Source organism: Mycobacterium sp. BK086 (assembly GCA_004362315.1).
In the GTDB taxonomy this organism is placed as follows: domain Bacteria; phylum Actinomycetota; class Actinomycetes; order Mycobacteriales; family Mycobacteriaceae; genus Mycobacterium.
Map to the genome: position 1 here is coordinate 885769 of SNWL01000004.1, position 16542 is coordinate 902310.

Annotated in this window: 14 protein-coding genes; 6 read left to right on the plus strand and 8 right to left on the minus strand. The window is 65.1% G+C overall.

Going from position 1 to position 16542, the window contains the following annotated elements; translation table 11 throughout:
- Position 1: 1 nt before the first annotated feature.
- From EV580_RS15035 to EV580_RS34240, 3 genes are all read right to left on the minus strand, one after another.
- Positions 2–1528: a phospholipase D-like domain-containing protein gene (locus tag EV580_RS15035; RefSeq protein ID WP_133691953.1), complete on the minus strand. Its 1527-nt coding sequence runs from the start codon at positions 1526–1528 to the stop codon at positions 2–4.
- A gap of 145 nt (positions 1529–1673) precedes the next feature.
- Positions 1674–2051, minus strand: coding sequence for a hypothetical protein (locus EV580_RS15040; RefSeq protein ID WP_133691954.1), 378 nt, complete (start codon positions 2049–2051; stop codon positions 1674–1676).
- Positions 2052–2143: 92 nt separating this feature from the next.
- Positions 2144–2611, minus strand: coding sequence for a hypothetical protein (locus tag EV580_RS34240; RefSeq protein ID WP_255525241.1), 468 nt, complete (start codon positions 2609–2611; stop codon positions 2144–2146).
- 79 nt (positions 2612–2690) lie between these two features.
- Between EV580_RS34240 and EV580_RS34245 the strand changes: the two genes are divergently transcribed.
- The 5 genes from EV580_RS34245 to EV580_RS15065 are packed head-to-tail and all read left to right on the plus strand — an operon-like array spanning position 2691 to position 8708.
- Positions 2691–3425 carry a C39 family peptidase gene (locus EV580_RS34245; RefSeq protein WP_286171566.1) on the plus strand — a complete coding sequence of 245 codons (735 nt, stop codon included), beginning with the start codon at positions 2691–2693 and terminating at the stop codon, positions 3423–3425.
- Between the two features lie 56 nt (positions 3426–3481).
- Complete coding sequence (locus EV580_RS15050) at positions 3482–4663, plus strand: C39 family peptidase (RefSeq protein WP_255525240.1); 1182 nt, start codon at positions 3482–3484, stop codon at positions 4661–4663.
- Positions 4664–4697: 34 nt separating this feature from the next.
- Complete coding sequence (locus EV580_RS15055; protein WP_133691957.1) at positions 4698–5849, plus strand: C39 family peptidase; 1152 nt, start codon at positions 4698–4700, stop codon at positions 5847–5849.
- Complete coding sequence (locus tag EV580_RS15060; RefSeq protein WP_286171567.1) at positions 5846–7003, plus strand: C39 family peptidase; 1158 nt, start codon at positions 5846–5848, stop codon at positions 7001–7003. The genes EV580_RS15055 and EV580_RS15060 overlap by 4 nt, the downstream gene beginning before the upstream one ends.
- Positions 7004–7061: 58 nt before the next feature.
- Complete coding sequence (locus EV580_RS15065) at positions 7062–8708, plus strand: peptide chain release factor 3 (protein ID WP_133691958.1); 1647 nt, start codon at positions 7062–7064, stop codon at positions 8706–8708.
- A 55-nt stretch (positions 8709–8763) separates the two neighbouring features.
- Here EV580_RS15065 and EV580_RS15070 read toward each other — a convergent pair whose 3' ends face one another.
- Positions 8764–9441 (minus strand): SDR family oxidoreductase, encoded by a 678-nt coding sequence (locus EV580_RS15070; RefSeq protein WP_133691959.1) that lies wholly within the window; start codon positions 9439–9441, stop codon positions 8764–8766.
- Between the two features lie 68 nt (positions 9442–9509).
- Entirely contained in the window at positions 9510–10400 is an 891-nt protein-coding gene (locus EV580_RS15075) for a DUF732 domain-containing protein (RefSeq protein ID WP_133691960.1), read from the minus strand.
- Between the two features lie 134 nt (positions 10401–10534).
- Between EV580_RS15075 and EV580_RS15080 the strand changes: the two genes are divergently transcribed.
- On the plus strand, positions 10535–11566 hold the full coding sequence (locus EV580_RS15080; protein ID WP_133691961.1) for a fused (3R)-hydroxyacyl-ACP dehydratase subunits HadA/HadB: 1032 nt from the start codon (positions 10535–10537) through the stop codon (positions 11564–11566).
- Here EV580_RS15080 and EV580_RS15085 read toward each other — a convergent pair.
- Genes EV580_RS15085 through EV580_RS15095 form a run of 3 tightly spaced genes read right to left on the minus strand, consistent with a single transcriptional unit; the run spans position 11537 to position 16536 of the window.
- Positions 11537–12169 (minus strand): chemotaxis protein CheB, encoded by a 633-nt coding sequence (locus EV580_RS15085; RefSeq protein WP_133691962.1) that lies wholly within the window; start codon positions 12167–12169, stop codon positions 11537–11539. The two genes, EV580_RS15080 and EV580_RS15085, sit on opposite strands and share 30 nt — an antisense overlap.
- Positions 12156–13025 (minus strand): CheR family methyltransferase, encoded by an 870-nt coding sequence (locus EV580_RS15090; protein ID WP_133691963.1) that lies wholly within the window; start codon positions 13023–13025, stop codon positions 12156–12158. The genes EV580_RS15085 and EV580_RS15090 overlap by 14 nt, the downstream gene beginning before the upstream one ends.
- Positions 13018–16536, minus strand: a complete 3519-nt coding sequence (locus EV580_RS15095; RefSeq protein WP_133691964.1) for a response regulator — start codon at positions 16534–16536, stop codon at positions 13018–13020. Before EV580_RS15095 ends, EV580_RS15090 begins: the two co-directional genes overlap by 8 nt.
- Positions 16537–16542 lie beyond the last annotated feature (6 nt).

Here is a 16542-nt window from a genome sequence, read left to right on the forward strand (position 1 = left end):
TTCATTCTGTGCGGGTCGGTGTCGGCTCGTCGGGAATTCTGCGGAGGCCCCAGAGTGTGGAAGCGCGTTCCAATGGCCACGTGGCCACACCACTGACCAGATTCCACACACTCTGACCGATCGACGGTGGCACCTGATCGGGGTCCATCAGTTCGTTCTCGGCCAACGGGCTCGCGTCGGCCGACACCATGAACTCGGTGAATTTTCTCAAGGACCGGCCGGTTCCCCGTAGCGAGTTGGTGGCTTGCAGGAATGAGTTGTGCCGCAACATCTCCCGCTGAAAGGTGTCGACTGGCACACCCAGGTGCTCGGCAACCAGGCCGTCGCGGGTCGCGAGGATGAGCTGCCGCACGTCGTCGCGGTCCGTGCCGACCGCTTCCAGGGCGATGTCGCACTCGCTGTCAAAGCCCAGGGACCGGTTGTTGAGGTTGGACGAACCGATCCGCAGTAACCGGTCGTCGATGACCATGACCTTGGCATGCACGTACACCGAGGTTCCGCCCTTGACCGCGGGCCAGAAGACGCCGAGCCTGCCGTGCTCGTCGGCGTCCCACAACACGCGGATGAGACGCTCGCGGGCGCTGTCCATCGACTGCTGTTCGAGGCGGCTTTCGGAGCTGCGCGGCAGCACGATCACCACCTCGGGACCGTCCGGCTCTCGCAGCCGCGCCGCGAGCGCCTCTGCCAGACTGCGGGCCGCTAGGTACTGGTTCTCCAGGTAGATGACGTCGCGGGCGGCCGCGATCGCGGCCAGGTTCAGGGCCTCGACCTCGCGGACTTCTTGACGGTCGGGCAGCGTCGGCAACGTACGGGCGACCCCCACCTCGACGTGGCGCAGCGCGGGTTGCAGTTCCCGCGGCCAGGCCGGCTCCTCGCCCGTGAGCGGGGGCAATGCTTCACCGGTCGCGGCATGCCATCGGTCGCGCGCCTGCTCGGCAAGCAATTCCGCGGCCGCACCCTCGACCACCGCGGCCACCTCGTGCCGCGGTCCGTAGGGCTGTCCGGCCGCCTGCCTGCGCTCGTCGTCGGGAAGGTGCGCGCGAGTATCCCAGCGCCCGAGCGTGAGATCGATGCCGCCGCAGAAGGCGACCGTATCGTCGACCACCACGATCTTCTGGTGGTGCACCGCACCGGTCGGGTGGGCCCCGTCGACGGCCAAACGCAGTCTCCGCGAGGTTATTTGGTTGACCAGCTCGACCGGCGTGACGCCGAACCAGAAGCCGTCGAACGCCGGAAGGAGACGCAGGTTGGACTTCAGCAGGTACACCTTCAACTCGGGACGGCCCCATAACAGCCAGTGCAGGAACAGCCCTAGGTGATTGGGCCCTGGCAGGGTCGATTCGCCGGCCTCGAACGTCATCCGGGAATCGAGATCCCAGCCGATGATCATCACCCGCCGCCGGGCTTGCAGCATCGCGGTTTTGACGTGGGCTAGGTAATCCGCACCGTCGATGACCGGGGCGAACTTGGTCGCGACAGCGCTCCGCCAGCATGTCTGGCCCGGCACCAGCAGCCGCGTATTCGGCACTTCGTCTCGACTTTCCTCGTATTCCGCTCCCTACATTGGACGGCGGAATGAGGCGAGTGTCGAGTCAGCGTGTCGGCGGTCACAGCCCGGCTATCGGTGCTCTCCGAGATGTCTTGAGCCCGTGCGCTTTTCCGGCGGCCACGAATCAGGCAGGCCGGGTCTCCACAAACGTGAGCGTCGCACCCATTCCGTCCTCGGGCGTGTACAGCAGCACGGTGACGCGGCCGTCCTCGACGTTCGTCGAAAGGCTTGTGCCGTAGATCTTGTCCGCGACGGTGTCCGACGCGGGGCCCCTGCCCTGCATGAACATCTCTACTGCGTGTTCGCCAGGTGCACAGGCCACGAAATGCGCTTCGTAGAACGGTTCCTCGGTGCGCTGTCCATCGACCTCGATGACGGCGGTACTCCCCCGCGCGACCCACTCACCGATCACGTCGAGGTGGGCGGCATGCAGCAGCTTGCCGATGACCTTCTGGCCCGGCGTCAGTCCGACCTGGATCTCGATTCCGGTCTGCCCGTCCACGCGCGTCAGCGTAGCGGGATCGGCGTCGCGCCCCCACTCCATTGCCACCATCACGTTGACGCCAGGACACGTCGACGTCGTTGAAATGTTAACTAGCGGCGGGTAGTCGGGGTGGGTAGCAAAGGCGAAACCCTGGACGGCCGTCCAGGAATGCCGCTATTGTCAGCGCCGATAAATTCATTCGCAGTGATGTGGGCGGGGGCCGACGTGACTTCCATCAAGCGGGCTGGGCGACTGACGACATTCGGATTCGCAATCGGCAGTGGTTTGCTGATCGCTTCTGGGGCTGGTGCCGCGGTGGCCGCCGCCGCACCGGATGATTCGGGCCACGCGTCGAGCGGGGCTTCCTCGGTGTCGAGCAGTTCGGCGTCATCTGCCCGCTCGGCCCGTACGTCGACGAGCACAGCGAGCAAGCCCAAACCGCCGCGCACCGCGAGCACGCGCACCGATTTTTCGGCACCGGTCGTCCAGCTGCAGACGAAGCGCTCACCGGCTCCGGCCAATGCGGCCGCAGCTTCGCCGACCACTGAGAACACGATCTCTGTTCCCGCGGCGGCCAAACGGGCCGCGCCTCGACGTGTTCCCGGACTACCGACTCCGGCCGAGTTCCAGCAGACCATCACCGACGGTCTCGGCTCCGTGCGGCGGAGCCTCGACGACCTGCGCGGAAAGATCGAGACGCTGGTTCAGAACCAGATCGTCGGATTCCAGAACAGCCTGCTGGACCTTCAGATCGACCTCCGGCGCGTCTTCAGCAACAAGCCGCTCATCTACGGCAACCCCGCCAACTCCCAATATTGGGTGGCGCAGGCGGACGAGACCGCCTATCTGATGGCCGCGGCAATGGTGATCAACCGGCTCACCGGTGCGACGGTGACTGCGGATTCCCTCGTGACGGAGGCGATGGCGACCAACAGCACCACTCGGCCGAACCGCAAGATGTACCTCGGTCCGACCACACCGGACTATGTTTGGCCGGCCGACGCATACCAGCTGATGGAGAACCACGGCGTCAGCGTGACCACGACGTCGTACAGCCGCACCCAGGGGCGCCGCGCACTCGCGGCCCTGGAAACCGCGTTGGCTGAGGGCAAGTCGGTCATCGTGACCGTCAACGGTCCGGCCGTCTCGCTCGCAGATCCCGGACAAGAGGAGATCGGAGAGCATCCCGTGGTGGTGCTCGCGATCGACATCACCAACGACGTGGTCTATTTCAACGATGGCGCACTGCCGCAGGGCGGCCAACAACGCACGATGCCACTCGACAAGTTCATCGACACCTGGCGCACCTCGTTCTACAACGCAACCTTCGCGGTGGCGGCACCAGTCACGCCACAGACGGTGTCGCCTGCGACCGAAGCCATCGCCGCATGATCACCGACCGGGCGGCCTCAACAGTTCTCATTGAAGGTGATTTGGCGGGGGTCAACATGAAATCCAGCAAGCGTGCCGGGCGGATCACGACATTCGGGTTCGCGGTCGGAGCAGGTCTGCTGATCGCAGCGGGTGCCGGTGCCGCGGTCGCCAGCGCGGCGCCCGAAGACTCCGGGCACACCGCAACCAGCTCCGCGGCGTCGAGTAGCTCAGCGTCCTCGGCGCGATCAGCTCGGCCCGCGACCGGCGCAGCCGGCAAGCCCAAGCCAACGCGCATAGTGACAACCGGTAGCGACACGGCGGCACCGGTGGTGAAGCTGCAGACCAAGCCCGCGTCGGCCGCCACGGCGGTGAGCACGAAGCCGGCTCCGGCGTCGGGCGAGCTCACCTCGGCGTCCGCTCCCGTAGTCAAACAAGCAGCGGCGGAACGGGTTCCGACCACCGCCCGGGCGCCGCGGGCGGCCCTGGACATCGCAAGGGATCTCAACACCCTGCGCCGCAATATCGAGCTGTTGATCCGGCACCAAATCGACGACTTGCGCCAAAACCTGACCGCTCTTCGGTCCGATCTCGCCGCGATTTTCGCTCCGGCCCGGCGCCCGACCAACCCCGACATCCCGGCGGATGAAACGCCGGGCGTCATCGGCACACCGCGCAGCCGGGAGGGCTACTTCATCTATCAGGGGCAGACCAACACGTGCGCTCTGTCCACGGCCGCGATGCTCATCGGGCAGATCTATGGTCGAGACGCGATGCCGACCTGGGAGCAGATCGTCAACGAGGCGGCGACCACGCCGAGCTACACGAAGCCGGGCCAGCCGATCTACGACCGCGTGAACGACACCTTCGTGAGCACCACCGATGTACTCCAGCTGTTGCAGACCCACGGGGTCACCCCGAAGTCGACCGAATACACCAGGGGCCAAGGAGATCTCGCGCTGACCAATCTCAAGGCGGCGCTTACTCGAGGTGACGCGATCGCCGTGTCGGTCAAAGCCGACATCATCTGGGGCAACGACGCGCCTGACACCGCATACACGGGTGACCATCTGATCACCGTGCTGGGAATCGACATGAACAAGAACGTCGTCTACGTCAACGACAGCGCCTGGGAGCAGAGCAAGGGTATGGGCATGGCACTGCCGATGAAGGTGTTCCTGAGCGGTTGGGCGGCGGACTCCTACACGACCATCACCGCCGTCGCCGCGGCATCCTCGCAAACCACACTCGCAGCCTGAGGGTGTTAACCAGAATGGACGGAGCGGGGGCCGAATGACTTCCATCAAGCGTGCTGGACGACTTACGACATTCGGCTTCGCAGTGGGCGCCGGCCTGCTGGTTGCTTCGGGTGCGGGCGCCGCGGTAGCCGCGGCCGCGCCGGATGACGCGAGCCACGGGTCGACCACCAGCGCCTCGGCATCGAACAGTGCATCGTCATCGGCACGCTCGGCTCGGCCCGCCACCGGCAAGACAGCCAAACCGAAACCGGCCCGCACGGTCAGCAGCAGTGACGTCTCGGCACCGGTCATACACCTGCACACCAAGCACTCGCAACCCGCGGCCAGCACGTCGGCAGCGACCGACGACATCACCGCCACACCGGCCACGTCCACCAAGCAAGCAACTGTCAAACGCGCTGCCGCACTACCGACTCCGGACCAGGTCCAGCAGACCATCGTCGCGGGGCTTGATTCGGCTCGTCGCAGGCTCGACGACCTGCGCCAGAAGATCGAGACGCTCGTACAGAATCAGATCATCGGCTTCCAGGACAATCTGGTCACGCTGCGCATCGACCTGGAGCGGGTCTTCAACCCCAACAGGCAGATCATCTACGGCAACCTCGCCAACGCCCAGTACTGGGCGGCCGGGGGTGCCCAGACCTCGAATCTGATGGCGGCGGCCATGGTGATCAGCGCGATCACCGGTCAGACCGTCACCGCGCAGAACATCATCGACGAAGCGATGAACACCGACAGCGTCGCGAGACCCGGCCGAGCGATGTACCTGGGCACCAACACCTACGACTGGGTGTGGGCGACCGACGCCGTCCAGCTCATGGAGAACCACGGTGTCAAGGTGACCACCGTCTACTACACCAAGTCCCAGGAGCAGCGGGCCCTGAACACGGTTGAAACCGCACTCTCACAAGGCAAATCGGTGATCGTGAGCATCAACGGCACGGTCGTCTCGAGCAACACCAGCAGTCAGGAACAGTGGACGACCGAACACCAGGCGGTGCTTCTCGGCATCAACATCACGAAGAATCTGGTCTACCTCAACGACGGCGCGAACCCGCAGGGCCAGAACCTCACGATGTCGATCGAAGACTTCCTGGACGCCTGGCAGGCCAGCCGCTACACCGCGATCCTCGCCGAACCGGCACCCGCCACAGCACAAGCCACCCGGGAGGCGATCGCAGCATGAGCATGACTTCCAGGAAACGAGCCGGGCGAATCGCGACATTCGGCTTCGCGATCGGAGCGGGCTTGCTGATCGCGTCGGGTGCCGGCGCTGCGGTTGCCGCGGCGGCCCCGGATGACTCCGGGCACAGCGCGACGAGTAGTTCCTCGGCCTCGAGCGCCCGCACGCACAAGCCGGCCGCCGCCCGCACATCGGCGAAGCCCAAGCCCGCCTCGGCGGCGGTGATGCAGCTGCCCACAAAGCGCACGACGACCGCGGTCAGCGCCGCCTCGGTGAGCGCAGTGAGCACGCCGTCCAGCGCCGCCGCCACTCCCACTACGGCCGCCAAACAGTCACGCGCCCAACGCCTTCCCACCCCGGCGGAGGTCCAACAGGCGATCGTGGCCGGTCTGGACGCCGCCCGACGCAATCTGGACACCCTGCGCACGAATATCGAACTTCTGGTCAAGCACCAGATCGAGGGCATCCGGGACAACCTGACCACGCTGCGCTACGACCTCGAGGCCATCGTCGGCCCGTACCGGCCCCCGGTGACCCCGGACATCCCGGCAGACGATACGCCGGGGCTGATCGGCAATCCGGCCGCCAAAGAAGGACTGTTCCTCTACCAGGGCCAGACCAACAGGTGTGTCCTGATGTCGACAGGCATGGTGATCGGGCAACTGCTCGGTGCCGACAAGATGCCCACCGCACAGCAGATCACCGACGAGGCCGCCACCACACCGAGCACCGTCTACCCCGACAAGTACATCTACGACCCGGTCGCGGACACGTACGTCGCGTACGCCGACGCTCTGCAACTGCTGGAGAATCACGGCATCACCGCGACATCGACCCAGTACTCCAAGGGGCAGGGCACCAACGCGATCAACAACGTGAAGGCCGCGCTGACGTCAGGCGAGTCGGTGATCGTGACGGTCAACGCCAGTATCGCCTGGGGCCGAGCCGCACCCGGCGACGCCGTCACCGCCAATCACGCGATCACCGTGCTGGGCATCGACACGATCAAGAACATCGTGTACGTCAACGACAGCGCATTCAACAACCCGGGGATCGCCATGAAGATGGACGTGTTCATGAGCTCCTGGGCGGCCAACGATTACCAGACCATCACCGCCTACGTCACTCCGGCGCAGCAATCCACGATCGCGGCCTGAGCAGCACACCGCCACGATTAGAGGTTTTGCGTCGTCGGCAAATACCATCGACCACGCAATGAGCGATCAAGACCTGGATATACGGAGCACCCCGGGCGGGGCGGCCGCGGCTAACCGGCTGGCGACCGAAGCCGCCCGGCGGCGGACCTTCGCCGTGATCAGCCACCCCGACGCCGGTAAATCGACGCTCACCGAGGCGCTGGTCCTCCACGCGCGGATCATCACCCAGGCCGGCGCCATCCACGGCAAGGCCGGACGACGTGCCACGGTCTCGGACTGGATGGAGATGGAGCAGGCCAGAGGTATCTCGATCACCTCGACGGCACTGCAGTTCCCCTACCACTCACCCGAGGGGCAGGACTGCGTCATCAACCTGCTCGACACCCCCGGGCACGCCGACTTCTCCGAAGACACCTACCGGGTGCTCAGCGCGGTCGACTGCGCCGTCATGCTGATCGACGCGGCCAAGGGCCTGGAACCGCAGACGCTCAAGCTGTTTCAGGTGTGCAAGGCTCGCGGCCTGCCGATCCTCACCGTGATCAACAAGTGGGACCGCCCCGGGCGCCACGCACTCGAGCTGCTCGACGAGATCCACGCGCGCATCGGGCTCAAGCCCACCCCGTTGACATGGCCGGTCGGCATCGCGGGCGACTTCAAGGGCGTTCTGGACCGTCGCACCGGCAACTTCATCCGCTTCACCCGCACCGCCGGCGGTGCCACCGCGGCGCCCGAGGAACACATCGCGCCCGAGCGGGCCCACGACTCCGCCGGGATCGACTGGGACAACGCGGTCGAGGAGTGCGAACTGCTGTCGGCCGACGACGGCGACCACGACCAGGACCTCTTCCTGCAAGGCATCACGACGCCCGTGCTGTTCACCTCGGCCGCACTGAACTTCGGCGTCAACCAGCTCCTGGACAACCTCACCCGACTCGCACCCGCGCCCAGCGGCCAGGCCGACGTCGACGGCATGGTGCGACCGGTCGACGCGCCGTTCAGCGCGTTCGTCTTCAAAGTTCAGGCGGGCATGGACTCCGCGCACCGCGACCGCATCGCCTACGCGCGGGTCTGCTCGGGCACCTTCGAGCGCGGTGACGTGCTCACCCACGCCGCGACCGGCAAGCCGTTCGTGACCAAGTACGCACAGTCGGTGTTCGGCCAGCAGCGCTCCACGCTGGACGACGCCTGGCCCGGCGACGTGATCGGTCTGGCCAACGCCAACGTGCTCCGGCCGGGCGACACCCTCTACCGCGACGTGCCCGTACAGTTCCCGCCGATCCCGAGCTTCTCCCCCGAGCACTTCTCCGTTGCCCGAGGCACCGATCCGAGTAAGCACAAGCAATTCCGGAAAGGTATCGAGCAGCTGGAGCAGGAAGGCGTGGTGCAGGTTCTGCGATCCGACCGGCGCGGCGACCAGTCACCCGTGCTCGCCGCCGTCGGACCGCTGCAGTTCGAGGTCGCCAGCCACCGGATGGCCACCGAATTCAATGCGCCGATCTCGCTCGAGGGGCTGCCGTACACCGTGGCCCGCGCCATCGAGCCCGACGACGCGGCGGTCGCCGAAAAGCAAGTGTCGATGGAAGTCCTCACCCGGACCGATGGCGTGATGCTCGCGTTGTTCACCACCAAGTGGCGGCTGCAGGGCTTCCAAGAGGACAACCCCGCCGTGCGGCTTCGTCCACTGGTCGCCGCCGGCGACGACTGATCCGCGGTTTCGGCGCGTAAACCGCCGCTGAGCGAACGAAAACGCGCCGAAATCGCTAGGCGTTCGCGGTCGACAAGCCGGCCTTCACCTGCCGGGACAGATCGTCGGCGATGATCTCGGCCTGACCGCCCAGCAGCCCGTCGATGGCCTGCTTCGCGACCAGTGCGGGATCGATCTTCTGCTCGGCCGGGATGTACTTCACCATGTCGGTGTCCATATAACCGACATGCAGGGCGGAGACGTGAATTCCCTTCGGCGCGAGCTCAGTTCGCAACGCATCGGTCAATGCCCAGGCGGCGGCCTTCGCCGCCGAGTAGGCGCCCGAGGTGGGCGGGTGATACCAGGCGAGGACTGACAGCACGTTGAGGACGGCGCCCCCGCCGTTCTTTTCGATGACCGGTACGAACTCACGGCTGACGTTCAGCGTGCCGAAGTAGTGCGTCTCCATCTCCAACCGGATGTCCTCGATCGGTCCGGTGAGTAGGTCGGCCTGGGTCGAGACACCGGCGTTGTTCACCAACACGGTGACGTCGCCGGCGATCGCGGCCGCCGCACGTACCGATGCCGGGTCGGTGATGTCGAGCTGGATCGGCACCACACCGGGCAGGTCGACGGTCTCCGGCCGTCGCGCGGCGGCGTAGACCTTGGCCCCGCGCGAGACCAGCTCGGCCGCCAGCTGCTTTCCCAAACCGCGATTGGCACCGGTTACCAGTGCGGTGATCTGCTCTGTCATCGACGTTCTCCTTTTCCCAAGTCTTGTCGTCCACAACACCCGCGCGCGCTGAGTATATTCCGATGAACTCAGCGCCCGAGCTTGATCTGCACGCCGTGACCGCGGAGTTGGTCGAAGCTGTAGCTGAATTCGCCTCGGCGGCCGACGGATACGACGTAACGGTCCTGCCCCTCGGTGATGGGGAAGGTGAACGAGAAAGTGCAGGTCGCACTGTTTCCCGTCCCAGGACCCAGCGATGTCGACGTGAGGATTTCGCCCTTCCCGTTCTTCACGGTCACCGGCGTGCTGCGGCCGACGTCGGCGTAGCCGTCTATGCCGTGACAGGTCTGCCCGTCGGCTTCGATCGATCCTGTGCCCAGGCTGTCGGTGAGCACGAAAACCCCTGAGATCTTTGCAGATTCGAGGATGCGGAAACCTTCGTTGAACTGCGGGCAGAACGAGTCGACCGCGATCTTGTCGGCCAGCAGTCCCTGTTGCGGACCCCCGTGTTCCAGCTGTGTGCAGACGTCATGGCCATGCGCGACGGCATTGGCCTCGGAATTGAACTGGTTCATCAATCCCGCGGTCTCGAGCGCCTGGACGTAGTCGATCTCCGGCGGCTGCGAAGGCCGGTGGCGCGCCCACAGCAGCGCACCGATCACCGCACCGACCATGACGATGACCGCGGTCGTCACACCGGTCGCCAGCCACGTCGATCGGATACTGGATCGCGCGGCGGGCACCTCGACGTAGGCGGGCAGCATCCGACCACCGGTGGGATCGGTGGATTCGGCCCTGCCGTTGCGCACCCGCTGGGTCGGCCGGCCCGCGACGTAGTAGCGGCCCTCGTGGCGGGCAGTCGGGTCGGGGCGCCACCCGGTCGGCGAGGTCGGTGTCGTCACCCCTCCGCAGCGCGCGCACGTTCCAGTGCCGTCGAGGTCAGCCCCGCAATAGGGGCAGGCCGTCGGCGCTCCGGTCATGGCTCACCCCAACCGCGGTACGTTCGGATCTCCTAGACAGCCGAATCGTATCGGCGTGTATTGCCCCGGTGTGCGCGCGTTAGTGTGCTTTGGTCGGCTTCAGCGAACTCGCGAAAAGAAAAGTTGAGCAATTCATGACCGCACCAGCAGAAACGTCGCCGCTCGAGGCGCGTGTCGGCCACTACTACCAGATGGACGGCACCTACCTCGTCGGCCGCGAGAAGCTGCGCGAATACGCGCGGGCGGTGCAGGACTACCACCCGGCGCACTGGGACGTCGCCGCCGCGGCCGAACTGGGCTATTCGGACGTGATCGCACCGTTGACGTTCACCTCGGCGCCGGGCATGCAGTGCAATCGGCGCATGTTCGAAGAGATCGTCGTCGGCTACGACACCTACCTACAGACCGAAGAGGTTTTCGAGCAGCACCGCCCGATCGTCGCCGGCGACGAACTGGTGATCGACGTCGAGCTGACATCGGTCCGCCGGACGGCAGGCCGGGACTTCATCACCGTCACCAATACCTTCACCGACACCGACGGCGAGCGGGTGCACACCCTGCACACCACCGTCGTCGGGGTGACCGGCGAGGACATCGACGCCGGAGTCAAGGCAGCCGTGCAGAAGGCCATGATGCACGACATGAACATCCTCGACATCCCCGGATCGGATGGGGCGTACGAGAAGGAGGTCCGTCCGGCCGGTGAGATCCGGATCTCCCAGGGCGGGCTGACCCGTACGCCGGGCACGCCGTCGTTCGACGACGTGAAGGCCGGCGACGAACTGGCAGTGCACCACACGCGGCTCTCGCGCGGCGACCTGGTGAACTATGCCGGGGTGGCTGGTGACGCCAATCCCATCCACTGGGACGAGGACATCGCCAAGCTGGCGGGGCTGCCCGACGTGATCGCGCACGGGATGCTGACCATGGGATTGGGCGCCGGCTTTCACTCCACCTGGTCCGGCGACCCCGGAGCGGTGACCCGCTTCGCCGTGCGGCTGTCCCAGCCCGCGGTGGTGTCGGCCAAGGAGGGCGCGGACATCGAATTCAGCGGCAAGATCAAATCGCTGGATCCGGAGTCCCGCTCCGGTGTCGTCCTTGTGGCGGCAAAGTCCGACGGCCGCAAGATCTTCGGCCTAGCGACGATGAGCGTCCGGTTCCGCTGAGAGCCAGCGCCCGATCCCTTGCGGGTCGGCGACGTGATCCGGTTCCACCTTGCGCAATGCCGCGTTGACGGCGATCGCGGCCTCGCAGCTCGCCGGATCTTGAAGAACCACCCGGCCGCCGGCCGCTTTCACGATCTGGCAGCCGTCGGCACCGTCCTCGCTTGCACAGGAAAGTAGCACGGCCGTAACCGAATTGACGAGCTGGGCCGCACTTGCGAACAACACGTCCAGCGACGGACGTGAGCACAGGACCGGCCCGTCCAAGGTCAGGTGTGCGCGCACGCCCGGGCCGGTGTCGTATTGCTCGATAGGAGTGTGCGGCTCCCTGGCACGCCGTCGCTCATTGCCCGCCAGCAAGTGGTAGCCGGCCGGAGCCAAGGTCACTTCGCCTGAGGTGCATTTCCACGGGCTGGTGCTCGGCTCGTGGATCGGAATGGTGGTGAACCCCTGTAGCACTTCGGCAAGCCCGCCATACTGCGGTGCGCGATGTAGGACCACGAAGACGAACCTGTCGCGGATGTCGTGAAATGTCTCGAAAATGCCACGCAGGGCGGTTATTCCGCCTGCGCTGCCGCCGATGACGACGACATCAGACCCGGGCATGCTGGTTCTGGCTCTTCACATAGATCCCCAGGCGGCGGTCCAGTGGTTTGAACAGGCGTGCGCCGTCAGCGGTCAGACCTTCACGCGGGCCGATGGCGAGATTGCCGAAGGGCGTGAGACTTTCGGCGAAGATCCGCTCGACCCTCTGCTGCAACGCCTCTTCGAAATAGATGAAGACATTTCGGCACATGATCAAATGGAACTCACCAAATGCGCTGTCGGTGGCGAGATTATGCGAAAAGAACTCAAGATGCGATCGCAGCGCCGGGCTCAGGATGCACCGATCGTATTTCGCGATGTACCAGTCCGAGAACGGTCTTTCGCCACCGCTGACCTGGTAGTTGCGGGTGGCACCGACCATCGCATCCGCCGGGTAGATCGCCGACGCGGCGATTCGCAACGAGTCACTGTCGATATCGGTGGCGTAGATGGTCGTCCGGTCCAGCAGACCGGCCTCGTCGAGCAGGATCGCCATCGAATACGCTTCTTCGCCCGTCGCGCAGCCGGCGATCCAGATCCGGATGCTCGGATAGGTTGCCAGCCTGGGCAGCAATTCCGTCCGAATCTTGGCGAACACCAGTGGATCCCGGAACATCTCCGTGACGTTGACCGTCATCGTGGAAAGGAATGAGGCCAACAGTGTGGGATCACGCAGGATCCGACCCTGCGCCTCGGAGATCGTGCCCAAAGCGTGCTTGTCGACGAAGGCCAGCAACCGTCGGTTTCTCGAGGCATCGCTGTAGTGCCGGAAGTCGTAGCCGAGATGCTCGAACACCGTGTAGAAGAACGCTTCGGCCTCGATCGCCGTGAGCTCTCGGGATCGATCGGGGTCGGCTGCCTCGGCCGAATTACTCACTGACACTTGGTGACTTCTGCTCTCCGCGTGGCCGGCTGGCCAGCCAGACCCGCAGCACCGACGTGAGTTGGTCCATGTCGACAGGCTTGGTGACATAGTCCGATGCGCCCGCGTCCAGACACTTCTGGCGATCACCCTTCATCGCCTTCGCGGTGAGCGCGACGATGGGCAAGCTTCGCCACCGGACCTCCGACCGGATCCGGCGCATCGCTTCATAACCGTCCATGACGGGCATCATGATGTCCATCAGCACCAATCCGACCTCGGGATGGGCGGCCAGGCTGTCGATCCCCTCTTGCCCGTTGCTCGCGGGTATCACCGTGATGCCGTAGCGCTTCAACGCGCTGCCGAGCGAAAAGACGTTGCGGACATCGTCGTCGACCAAAAGAACCGTGTTGCCCTCGAGCGATTCGTCGATACGCCGCGGGTTGGACAGGATTTGACGTGCCGAGTCGGGCATGTCGTTGGCGACGCGATGCAGGAACAGGGCAGTCTCGTCCAACAGCCGCTCGGGCGATTTCGCGTTCTTCAACACGATGGCCGATGCCAGGACCTCCAGACGCTGCGTTTCCGTTGCGGTCAGCTCGCGCCCGGTGTGCACGATCACCGGCAGGCTCTTCTCCTGCAGCTGGCTCTTGATCCGCTCGATGAGGTCGATCCCGTCGATATCAGGCAGGCCGAGATCCAACACGAGGCAATCGTAAGAAGTTTCGCCGGCGAGTTCCGCCAACACCTGTGCCCCGGTACCGACACAGGTGATCGCGATGTCGTCACTTTCGATCATGTGCTTGACGACCTGGCGCTGGCTGGCGTCGTCCTCGGCTACCAGCACGTGCCGTGGTCCGGGCTTCAGAAAATCCGCCACCGACGCGAACATCGAACGGAGCGCGGCGATATCGGCGGGCTTGTTCAGAGTCTGGATGGCACCCATCCGGCGTCCACGGCCGTCGTCGTTCGTCCCGGAAACAACGTTGACCGGGATGTGGCGCGTCGCGAGATCGTGCTTGAGGACGTCGAGGACAACCCAGCCGGCCATATCGGGCAGCCCGATGTCCAAGGTGATGGCGGCGGGTTTGCGTTCCTTCGCCAACGCCAACGCCATCCGGCCGCTCGGCGTGATGACGGCATCGAATCCGGCCTCCTTGGCCAGCTCGGCCAGCATGCTCGCGAAGGTCGGGTCGTCCTCGACGACCAACAACACGGGCTTGGTGCCCTGTGGCCAGTCGACCGCGGAGGTATCCACGTCCTCGATCCGGCCCAGTGCGGCCGCGTTCTCCGAAGACCGCTCCGCGCTTACCCTTTCGCCGTTCGACGACACCGCGCGGGCCGGCGCCACTGGAGCGCCTTCCGGCTTGGGCTGCTCGGCTCCGTCTGCCTGCGGGATATCGACGGGGAGATAGCAGGTGAACGTCGATCCCTCACCAAGGGCACTCCGAAGCGTGATCTCACCCCCGAGATTGCGCGCGAGTTCACGACTGATCGCCAGTCCCAGGCCGGTGCCGCCATACTGCCTGGCCGAGCCCTTGCCCGCCTGCTGGAACGACTCGAAGATCAGGTGGTGGTCTTCAGGGTCGATGCCGATTCCGGTGTCGACAACAGCCAGTGACAGAAAGCCGTCGCCCGCAGCGCCGTACGCGTCGCCCGCTGCGGAGAGCTCGACGGTCACCGATCCCGAATCGGTGAACTTGATGGCGTTGGCGACCAGATTCTTCGCGATCTGCTTCACCCGGGTGTAGTCACTGGTGAGTCGGTGTGGGGCGTCGTCTCCCAACGCAACGTGAAAGCCGATGCCCTTGTGCTCCGCGATGGGGCGGAACGTGCGCTCCAGGAATTCGACCAGCTCGCCGACGTCGATCACTTCGCGCTCAAGGCGAAGCGAGCCGGATTCCACCTTCGCGAGGTCAAGGACTTCGTCGATGAGATTGAGCAGATCCTTGCCGGATTGCTGGATCGTCTCGGCGAATTCCTGCTGCTTGGGGGTGAGCTGGTCGTCGGAATCGGCCAGCAGCCCCGCCAGGATCAAGATGCTGTTCAGCGGTGTCCGCAGCTCGTGCGACATGTTGGCCAGGAATTCCGACTTGTACCGCGACGAGACCGCGAGTTCCTCGGCCTTGGCTTCCAACGTCTGGCTGAGGCGATGCAGTTCGGAGTTCTTGCTCTCCAGCGTGTGGGCCTGGGTCTCGAGCCGCTCCGAACTCGCCCGGAGCTCCTCTTGCTGGGAGCGCAGTTCCTCCGTCGTCTCTTCCAATTCGGCGTTCTGCGAGGACAATTGATCTTCGCGGCGCTGCAGCTGTTCGTTGGCCGTCCTGAGCTCTTCTTCCTGCGCCTGAAGTTCTTCGGTCTGGGCCTGCGACAGGTGCAGCAGGTCCCGGGTCTTCTGGGCTGATTCGATGGCGCTGATGGCCACCCCGGCGCCGATCGCGATGCTCTCCAGCAACTCGACGTCATCTGCGGTGAACTCACGGAGGCTGGCCAGCTCCAGCACACCATGCACTTCGGACTCGAATTTGATGGGGATCAGCATCAACGACACCGGGACGGTCTTGCCCAGTCCGGAGACGATCTCGACGTAGTCGCCCGGAGCGCTCACCTCGATCCGGTTGCCTTCCAACGCACATTGACCGACCAGACCGTCGCCCAGTCCGAAGGAGTTGGGCAGATCCTTGCGGCGGTGGAAGGCATACGACGCGGTCAGCGCGAACCTGTCGTCGTTGGGCTGGCGTAGATAGAGTGCGCCGTGTTTGGCACCGAGGGCCTCCGCGGTGCGTGTGACGATCGTCGCGCCGGCGGTGGATAGATCAGTGGCAACCTGCACTTCGGTCATCAGGTCCGCCTGAATTTCCTTGGAGCGACGCGACCTTTCCGTCTGTTCGGCCGCGGATGTCACGGCGCGGTGGATGTTGCGGGCCATGAAGAACATCACGATGCCCAGGATCAAGACGATGGCGCTGGCGAAGATCCAGAGGATCCCACGGGTGAATCGAATTGCTGCCCCGGCTCTTTCGTTGGCAACGTTGACCGCCTTGACTGTCTGCTCCTCGACCTGGCGCAGCTGGTTCTCCAACACCGCCACCTGGCCCCCGAGATCCCGTGCGGAAGCTGCTGCCTGCGCGGTGTTCTGGACGTTCTGCAGTTCAGCTCGATAGTTCGACTGGAAGGTGGTCCACGTCCCCAACGCCTGCTGATACTGCATGCGGACGGTGCTGTCACCGTCGGCCTGGGCGCCGGCCCGAAGTTCGGCATCGACAGCTTTATCACGTTCGTCCAGTACCGCTTTGAGCTCGGCCCGCTGAGAGGGATCGGTGGAGAACAGCAGCCGATCGTGTGCGACCAGCAATGCCTGAAGATCCCGCTGGGTGTCCAGTGCGGCGACTTGCGCATTTCGCGCGTCGGCACGCTCTTCGTAGAGCGAGGTGATCCGCGCGAGCTGGACTGTGTAGAGGGTATTCGCCAAGATGACTGCAAGGATCGCGACCCCGCCCCCGGCCGCCAATCGCGTCACAAGCTTCATATCACC

Coding starts and splice junctions, on each gene's coding strand:
- EV580_RS15050 (WP_255525240.1), top strand. CDS start 3,482: ATGAAATCCAGCAAGCGTGCCGGGCGGATCACGACATTCGGGTTCGCG.
- EV580_RS15055 (WP_133691957.1), top strand. CDS start 4,698: ATGACTTCCATCAAGCGTGCTGGACGACTTACGACATTCGGCTTCGCA.
- EV580_RS15060 (WP_286171567.1), top strand. CDS start 5,846: ATGAGCATGACTTCCAGGAAACGAGCCGGGCGAATCGCGACATTCGGC.
- EV580_RS15065 (WP_133691958.1), top strand. CDS start 7,062: ATGAGCGATCAAGACCTGGATATACGGAGCACCCCGGGCGGGGCGGCC.
- EV580_RS15070 (WP_133691959.1), bottom strand. CDS start 9,441: ATGACAGAGCAGATCACCGCACTGGTAACCGGTGCCAATCGCGGTTTG.
- EV580_RS15075 (WP_133691960.1), bottom strand. CDS start 10,400: ATGACCGGAGCGCCGACGGCCTGCCCCTATTGCGGGGCTGACCTCGAC.
- EV580_RS15080 (WP_133691961.1), top strand. CDS start 10,535: ATGACCGCACCAGCAGAAACGTCGCCGCTCGAGGCGCGTGTCGGCCAC.
- EV580_RS15085 (WP_133691962.1), bottom strand. CDS start 12,169: ATGCCCGGGTCTGATGTCGTCGTCATCGGCGGCAGCGCAGGCGGAATA.
- EV580_RS15095 (WP_133691964.1), bottom strand. CDS start 16,536: ATGAAGCTTGTGACGCGATTGGCGGCCGGGGGCGGGGTCGCGATCCTT.